This window comes from Phycicoccus flavus, assembly GCF_004025965.2.
Lineage (GTDB): Bacteria > Actinomycetota > Actinomycetes > Actinomycetales > Dermatophilaceae > Phycicoccus > Phycicoccus flavus.
In genome coordinates this window covers 1-7,667 of the sequence record NZ_SAYU02000107.1, presented here as the reverse complement: position 1 = coordinate 7,667, position 7,667 = coordinate 1, and the positions used below count along the sequence as shown (strand labels likewise).

The 7,667-nt window shown below is 75.0% G+C and carries 7 protein-coding genes and 2 tRNA genes; 5 read left to right on the top strand and 4 right to left on the bottom strand.

The features are described 5' to 3' along the window. Nucleotide 1: 1 nt before the first annotated feature. Both EPD83_RS19370 and EPD83_RS19365 read right to left on the bottom strand, forming a co-directional pair. Nucleotides 2-74, bottom strand: a tRNA-Arg gene (locus EPD83_RS19370). A gap of 80 nt (nt 75-154) precedes the next feature. Continuing rightward, nucleotides 155-997, bottom strand: coding sequence for a methyltransferase domain-containing protein (locus EPD83_RS19365; protein ID WP_128366230.1), 843 nt, complete (start codon nt 995-997; stop codon nt 155-157). Between the two features lie 390 nt (nt 998-1,387). On the opposite strand from EPD83_RS19365, the gene EPD83_RS19360 reads away from it, so the two are divergent. Together EPD83_RS19360 and EPD83_RS19355 are read left to right on the top strand one after the other, a co-directional pair. Beyond that, on the top strand, nt 1,388-2,131 hold the full coding sequence (locus tag EPD83_RS19360; RefSeq protein ID WP_165567026.1) for a response regulator transcription factor: 744 nt from the start codon (nt 1,388-1,390) through the stop codon (nt 2,129-2,131). Between the two features lie 4 nt (nt 2,132-2,135). Beyond that, nucleotides 2,136-3,641, top strand: coding sequence for a sensor histidine kinase (locus tag EPD83_RS19355; RefSeq protein WP_128365810.1), 1,506 nt, complete (start codon nt 2,136-2,138; stop codon nt 3,639-3,641). Between the two features lie 58 nt (nt 3,642-3,699). Here the strand turns inward: EPD83_RS19355 and EPD83_RS19350 are convergent, their stop codons facing one another. Beyond that, nucleotides 3,700-4,191: a GNAT family N-acetyltransferase gene (locus tag EPD83_RS19350; protein WP_128365811.1), complete on the bottom strand. Its 492-nt coding sequence runs from the start codon at nt 4,189-4,191 to the stop codon at nt 3,700-3,702. Nucleotides 4,192-4,277: 86 nt separating this feature from the next. Between EPD83_RS19350 and EPD83_RS19345 the strand changes: the two genes are divergently transcribed. Both EPD83_RS19345 and EPD83_RS19340 read left to right on the top strand, forming a co-directional pair. Beyond that, nucleotides 4,278-6,446, top strand: a complete 2,169-nt coding sequence (locus EPD83_RS19345; RefSeq protein WP_128365812.1) for a mannosyltransferase YkcB-related protein — start codon at nt 4,278-4,280, stop codon at nt 6,444-6,446. After that, nucleotides 6,443-6,934 carry a GtrA family protein gene (locus EPD83_RS19340; RefSeq protein WP_164896180.1) on the top strand — a complete coding sequence of 164 codons (492 nt, stop codon included), beginning with the start codon at nt 6,443-6,445 and terminating at the stop codon, nt 6,932-6,934. The genes EPD83_RS19345 and EPD83_RS19340 overlap by 4 nt, the downstream gene beginning before the upstream one ends. On the opposite strand, the gene EPD83_RS19335 is transcribed toward EPD83_RS19340, so the two are convergent. Continuing rightward, nucleotides 6,888-7,301 carry a hypothetical protein gene (locus EPD83_RS19335; RefSeq protein WP_128365814.1) on the bottom strand — a complete coding sequence of 138 codons (414 nt, stop codon included), beginning with the start codon at nt 7,299-7,301 and terminating at the stop codon, nt 6,888-6,890. The genes EPD83_RS19340 and EPD83_RS19335 overlap by 47 nt on opposite strands. 273 nt (nt 7,302-7,574) lie before the next feature. Here EPD83_RS19335 and EPD83_RS19330 point away from each other — a divergent pair. Beyond that, nucleotides 7,575-7,665: transfer RNA gene (locus EPD83_RS19330), tRNA-Ser, on the top strand. The last annotated feature ends 2 nt before the right edge of the window (nt 7,666-7,667 follow it).

The window sequence follows — 7,667 nt, the reverse complement described above, 5'->3', positions numbered from 1 at the left end:
GCGCGCCCGAAGGGATTCGAACCCCTAACCTTCTGATCCGTAGTCAGATGCTCTATCCGTTGAGCTACGGGCGCCTGCTGCGCAGCGCGCAACGACAGTGAAGACTACCGGAGCCCTCGCCCCGCCGGGAAATCGGGCGGGGCGGCCGCGCCGGTCACTCCGGCCGGCGCCCGATGGCCGCGAACATCGTCACGGAGACGAACGCGTCGCCGTGTCCGGAGGCGGCCTCGACCTCTCGGTTCAGCGCGGACACCTCGTCGGCGGTCACGACGCCTGCCTCGACGAGCGCGGCGCCCTGGGTGGCGAGCAGCCCGGGCAGCATCTCCTCCGGGACCACGAGGGCGCTGGACCCGACGTCCGGCTCGACGTCGAGGCCGGCCTCCCGCAACAGCGAGCGCAGCCGGCGGCCGGAGTAGGGGTTCGGCCAGAGCGCGAGCATCCCGCGCTCGTAGCGCTCGCCGACCTCGCGGTCCGCCGGGTGCAGGATCGAGGTCCCGAAGTCGCTGTCGAGCAGTGCCACCCGACCGCCGGGCCGCAGCACCCGTGCCATCTCGGCGACCGCGGCGGCCGGGTCCTCGAGGTGCTGGAGCACGCGCTCGCAGATGACCGCGTCCACCGAGCCGTCGACCACCGGGAGCGCCTCCGCGCCGCCGTCGACGAAGTCGATGCCCGGCGCGTCCCCGGCTCGGGTCCGGGCCAGGTCGCGCATGGCGGAGTTCGGCTCGACGCCGATGACACTGCCGGTCGGGCCGACGGTCTCGGCCAACCGGACGACGACGGCACCCGTGCCGGACCCGACGTCGAGCACCGTCTCGCCGGCGCGCAGGTCGAGGCGGTCGAAGGCCCAGTCCCGCAGACGGGTGACACCGGGCTGACGGCCCTGGACGTCCAGCAGCCAAGCGAGCCGCGCGGTCTGCTCGTCGCCGCCGATCCCGATCTCGGAGCGGCGGAAACCGCCGAGCCTCGTCTCCTCGGACCCCCCGGTGGCTGCCGTCATGGCGCCACTCTCCACCGGACCGGCGTCCGTGTCGATGGCCCGGTCAGACACCCCGGGCCGTCGACGTCGCCCCGTTGGCGTCGGACGGGTCCTGGGATCCCGTCCCGCCCCGGCCGGAGCCACCGCGGTCACCGTCCCCGAACCCGCCGCGACCACCGCCGCCGCCGTGGTCGGCGTCGCCGGGCCTTGGCGGTCCGTGCTGGGCGTCGTCGCGCGTGGTCATCGTCGTCGCTCTCTGCTCGCGGGAACGGGTGACGGCAGGGTCCTGGCCGCACCTGTGGCGGCACTGTGCTCGCGCCGTGGCGATGCCGGCGACCCGACGCCGCGCCGCACAGGAAGCGCACAGCGAACGCATGGACTCGGCCCAGTGCTCGCACCCACACTGGTCCCATGCCGACGCGCCAGCCCGCTCCCGCCTCCGCCCCGGCCCTCACCCGACCCGACGGGTCGCCCGTGCGGGTCCTCGTCGTCGACGACGAGCCGAACCTCACCGAGCTGCTCTCCATGGCGCTGCGCTACGAGGGCTGGGAGGTGCGCACGGCCGCCAGCGGGATGGCCGCGGTGCGCAGCGCGAAGGAGTTCGGGCCCGACGCCGTTGTCCTCGACATGATGCTGCCCGACTTCGACGGCATGGAGGTGCTGCGCCGGATGCGCGGCGAGGACCCCAACGTCCCCGTGCTCTTCCTCACCGCCAAGGACGCGGTCGAGGACCGGGTGGCCGGGCTGACCGCCGGCGGCGACGACTACGTCACCAAGCCCTTCAGCCTCGAGGAGGTCGTCGCGCGGCTGCGGGCCCTCATGCGGCGGACCGCCGTCGCGTCCGACGACGGCGGGTCGCTGCTCGTCGTCGGCGACCTCACGATGGACGAGGACAGCCACGAGGTGACCCGCGGGGGCACCGAGATCCAGCTGACCGCCACGGAGTTCGAGCTGCTGCGCTACCTCATGCGCAACCCCAAGCGGGTGCTCTCCAAGGCCCAGATCCTCGACCGGGTGTGGAACTACGACTTCGGCGGCCAGGCCAACGTCGTCGAGCTCTACATCTCCTACCTCCGCAAGAAGATCGACGTCGGCCGGGCCCCGATGATCCACACGATGCGCGGCGTGGGGTACGTCCTCAAGCCCGCCGACTGAGCCGATGGTCCGTGCCCCCCGGCTCCCCGCCGTGCTCCCGGCGCCGTCGCGCTGGACCCTGCGCTCGAAGCTGCTCGCCGGGATCCTCGCGCTCTTCCTCCTCGTCATGTTCGCGACGAGCGCGCTCACGGTGTTCGAGACCCGGCGCTACCTCGACTCCCAGCTGAGCACCGACCTCCAGGGCGCGGTCAGCCGCGCCGGCGACCGCCGCGGCTTCCCCGACCTCGACAACGACGGCGACGGCCGTGGCCCCGGCGGCCCGCGCCCGGGCGGCGTCGGCGGCGACAAGGTCCTCGTGCTCGGGCTCACCGGGTCGGGCGCGGTGGCCACCGACGGCAGCGGGGCGCCCATCAACAGCGTCGTCCTGCGGGACGGCGACTACGGCACGCTCGACCGGCAGGCGATCTCTCGCGTCACCTCCCGGATCGAGGGGCAGGAGCCCGTGCGGGTCGACCTCGGCCCCAGCGTCGGCGAGTACCTCGTGACGGCCCGCCAGACCGGCGAGGGCCCGCTGCTCGTCGTCGGCGTCTCGACCGACGGCGTGGACGAGCTGCTGGCCAAGCTCGTGGCCCTCGTCGTCGGCGGGACGGCCATCGGCCTCGTGCTCGTCGGGGCCGGCGGCGCCATCGTCATCCGCCGCAGCCTCGCCCCGCTGGACCGGGTCGCCGCGACGGCCCGGCGGGTGTCCGCGCTCGAGCTCGACTCCGGGGACGTCTCCCTCGCCGTCCGGGTGCCCGAGCGGGACGCCGACGGACGCACCGAGGTCGGGCAGGTCGGCCTCGCCATCAACACGATGCTCGACGACGTCGAGTCCGCGCTGCAGTCCCGCCAGGACAGCGAGATGCGGGTCCGGCAGTTCGTCGCCGACGCCTCCCACGAGCTGCGCACGCCGCTGGCGTCGATCCGCGGCTACGCCGAGCTCACCCGGCGCGAGAAGGAGCCCGTGCCGTCGACGGTGACGCACGCCCTGGACCGCGTGGAGTCCGAGGCGCTGCGGATGCAGGAGCTCGTCGAGGACCTGCTGCTGCTCGCGCGGCTGGACTCCGGCCGGCCGCTGGAGCGCGAGCCGGTCGACCTCACGCTGCTCGCGATGAACGCCGTGAGCGACGCCCACGCCGCCTCCCCTGAGCACGCCTGGGAGCTGGACCTGCCGGACGAGCCGGTGGAGGTGACCGGCGACGGCGCCCGCCTGCACCAGATCCTCGCCAACCTGCTGGCCAACGCCCGCACGCACACCCCGTCGGGCACCCGGGTGGTGACGGCCCTGCGGCCGGAGGGCCCGATGGTGCGCATCTCGGTGTCGGACAACGGTCCCGGCATCCCCACCGGCCTGCAGAGCACGGTCTTCGAGCGCTTCACCCGCGGCGACGACTCCCGCAGCCGGGCCCAGGGGTCCACCGGGCTGGGGCTCTCCATCGTCGCCGCCGTCGGCCAGGCCCACGGCGGACGGGTCGAGGTCACCTCGCACCCCGGCGACACGACGTTCTCCGTCCTCCTGCCCGCCGGCTGACCCCCGTCCGGGCGGCTGAATCCCGTCCGGGCGGCTGACTCCCGTCCGGACGGCCGGGTCAGAGGGGGAGGCGGAAGGCGAGCAGGTCGACGTCGGGGCTCGGCGACCAGTCGCGCTCGGGGGTGCGGACGAAGCCCATCCGCTCGTAGAGGCGGTGCGCGGCCGCCATCCACGACCCGCTCGACAGGGCGACGGCCGTGCAGCCCGCAGCCCTCGCCCGGCGCACGCACTCCTCGCTGAGCAGCCGGCCGACGCCGCCGCCGCGCGAGGCCGGGTCGACCGCGAGCATCCGCACCTCGGCCTCGCCATCGACGCCGAGCTCGGCGAACGGCGTCCCCGGCGGGACGTAGGTGACGGTGCCGACGAGCCCGCCGTCGGCGTCCTGCGCGACGAGCAGCACCGCGTCGCGGGCCCGCGCGCCGGCGTCCAAGAGGCGGGCGGCGTAGGAGTGGGCGGCGTCGATCCGCCCGTCGGCGGCGTAGGCCGCGAGGGTGAGCGCGCCCACCTCGTCGAGCTCGTCGGTCCGGGCCTCGCGGACGGTCGTCTGCACGCCGACATCCTCGCAGGGCCGGTCTCAGCGCAGGACGACAGAGCCGGCACAGGAGGGCCACAGACGGTCGCCCGACGCTGGTCGGCATGGACACCGCCACCCGGCACGCGCCCTCCCGCGACGGGGCCCCGCCCCCCGCCCGCGCGTCGACCCCGCCGCACGTCAGCCCTCCCGATACCGCGTCCGGGTCCGGCCGCGCCCGCCCGCGCGCCCGGCGGGCGCTGCGCGGTCCCGAGTCCGACCCGGCCTGGGCCCGACCGGCGCTCCTCGCCCTGCTCGTGCTCACCGGCGCCGCCTACCTGTACAACCTCACGGCCAGCGGCTGGGCCAACAGCTTCTACGCCGCCGCCGTGCAGGCCGGCAGCGTGTCCTGGAAGGCCTTCTTCTACGGCAGCTCCGACGCCGGCAACGCCATCACCGTCGACAAGCCGCCCGCCTCGCTCTGGGTGATGGCGCTGTCGGTGCGCCTGCTCGGGCTCAGCTCGTTCGCGCTGCTGCTGCCGCAGGTGCTCATGGGCGTCGGGACCGTGGCCGTCGTCCACGCCACCGTCCGCCGGGCGTTCGGCCACGGCGCCGCCCTGCTGGCCGGCGTCGCGATGGCGCTCACCCCGGTGGCCGTGCTCATGTTCCGCTTCGACAACCCCGACGCGCTGCTCACGCTGCTCATGGCGCTCGCCGTCTGGGCGACGCTGCGCGCCGTCGAGGCCGGGTCGGTCCGCTGGATCGCGCTGGCCGGCGTGTTCACCGGGTTCGGCTTCCTCACCAAGAGCCTGCAGGTGCTGCTCGTCGTCCCGGCGGTCGCGCTGGTCTGGCTGCTCTGCGCCGACACGTCCCTGCGTCGCCGGCTGCTCGGCGGGCTCGCGTCGGCGGCGGCGTTCCTTCTGTCCGCGGGGTGGTGGGTGGCGGTCGTCGAGCTCGTCCCCGCGTCGATGCGCCCCTACATCGGGGGCAGCCAGACCAACTCCTTCCTCGAGCTGACCTTCGGCTACAACGGTCTCGGACGGCTGGACGGCTCCGAGGTCGGCCGGGTCGGCGGCGGAGGCGGCCCGTTCTCCAGCGACGTCGGCCTGCTGCGGATGTTCGGCTCCTCGGTCGCGGGGCAGATCTCCTGGCTGGTCCCGGCCGCGCTCGTCCTGCTCGTCGCCGGCCTGTTCTTCCGCGGCCGTGCACCGCGGACCGACCGCCGGAGGGCCGCCTACCTGGCGGCGGGCCTGTGGATGCTCGTGACGATGGCGGTGTTCTCGCTCATGCAGGGCATCTTCCACGAGTACTACACCGTGGCTCTCGCGCCGCCCGTCGCCGCGCTCGTCGGCATGGGCGCGGGTGAGGCGTGGGAGCGTCGCCGGCAGCCGTCCGGTGCGCTGGCCCTGGCCGTCAGCACCGCCGTCACCGCGGTGTGGTCCTTCGTCCTGCTCTCGGACACGACGGCCTACGGCGGCTGGCTGCGGTTCGTCGTGCTCGTGGTCGGTCTCGCGGCGACGCTGATGTTCCTCACCCTCGGCCGGCTCGGGGGGCGGGCGATGGCGGCGGTGGCCGCGGCGGCGGTGCTCGTCGGGCTGGCCGGCCCGGCCGCCTACTCCGCGAGCACACTGGCCACCGGGCACCAGGGCTCCATCGTCACCGCGGGGCCGGCGAGCGCGGGTGGGCAAGGCGGCCGGGGCGGCCGGGGCGGCATGGGCGGCCCGCCCGGTCGCGGGTTCGGCGGGCCGCCCGGCGCGACCGGTCGGGTCCCCGGCGGCACCACCGGCATCGGTCCGGGGGCCGCGAACGGCCCGACGGCGCCCGGCGGGACCTCCGCGAACGGCGGGACGTCCGCGAACGGCGGGACGTCGGCGAACGGCGGGATGGCGGCGCTGGGCGGCCCGGGAGGTGGCATGGGTGGCCTCCTCGACGCCTCGACACCGGACGCCGCGGTCGTCTCGGCCCTCGAGGCCGACGCGAGCCGCTACACGTGGGTCGCCGCCGCGGTCGGGTCGCAGAACGCCGCCGGCCTGCAGCTGGCCACCGGCCTGCCGGTCATGGCCGTCGGCGGGTTCAACGGCTCGGACCCCGCTCCGACGCTGGCGCAGTTCCAGCGGGAGGTCGCCGCCGGCCGCATCCACTACTTCCTCTCCGGCGGCGGCTTCCGCGGTCAGCAGGGCGGGTCGAACGCCGCCGACCAGATCGACACCTGGGTCTCGCAGCACTTCACCGCGGTGACGATCGGCGGCGACACCTTCTACGACCTGACCCGGCCGACGGGGGCCGGCTCGTGACGACCGCGACGGCGCCCGGCACCGTTCGGCGTGACGGTGCCGGGCGCCGGCTCACCCGCGAGGTCGTGACGTTCCTCGTCGTCGGCGCCGGCACCACGGCGCTGCACCTCGGCGGGTTCGTCCTGCTGCGGCTGGTCACCCCGTCGCAGGTGGCGAACGCCGTGGCCCTGCTGGTCGCCGCGGTGGTGAACACCTGGGCCAACCGCCGGTTCACCTTCGGCATCCGGGGCCGCGACGGCGTGGCGCGCCACCAGGTGCAGGGCCTCGTCGTCTTCGTGCTGACCCTGGGGATGACCTCCGGCGGGCTCGCCCTTCTCGCGGCGGCCGCGCCCGGCGCGCCGGCGTGGACCGAGACGATGGTCGTCGCGGTCACCACCGTCGCCGCCACCGCCGTCAAGTACGCGGCCATGCGGTGGTGGGTGTTCCGTCGAGCGGACGCGCTCAGCCGGTCAGGCCGAGCGGGTCGGGCTGGAACCAGTCCGCGCTGAAGGCGCCGTCGACGCCGGTGAAGCGCACGACGACGTAGGTCCGCGGGCTCGCGTGCACCTCGCACAGCGCCGTGGCCCCGGACCGCACACCCGTCACGTCCCCGTAGGTCACCCGTTGGTCCGGGAAGGGGTCGGCCAGGGCGGCCGCGAGGGCCGGCCCGGACACCGAGCCGTCGACGACGCGTGCGTCGAGCCCGTAGGTCCCGCCGGAGCCGGTGACCGGCTGTCCTGGCGCTCCGTGGGGGTCGCCGGAGCCCAGGTGCAGCGGTTCGCCGGCCACCAGGCCTAACAGGAGCAGCGGGACGAACGAGAACGTCTGCCCGAGCAGCGCGAGACCTCCGAGGGCCACCCCCACGATGGCCAGCACGCGCGTGGAGTCCCGCCCTGGCGGTGGCGGTGCCATGGCGTACGGCGGCTCGGCTGGTGGGCCCCCCGTCGTCAAGACCGGAGTGTGGCACCCCGACCGACCGGTCCTCGGCACTTCGGCCGACGCCCGCCCCACCGGGTCGGCGTGGTGGCCGGCGTCGTGCAGGACCGGGTCCCGGGCGCCTCGACGCGACGGTCCTCGCCGGGGCCGTCACCGGACACCGGAACCCGCTTTGCCCGCCCGACCATGCGCCGGATACCCTGTCCGGGCACTGGAGGCGTCGCCTAGTCCGGTCTATGGCGCCGCACTGCTAATGCGGTTTGGGTCTTAAAGCCCATCGAGGGTTCAAATCCCTCCGCCTCCGCG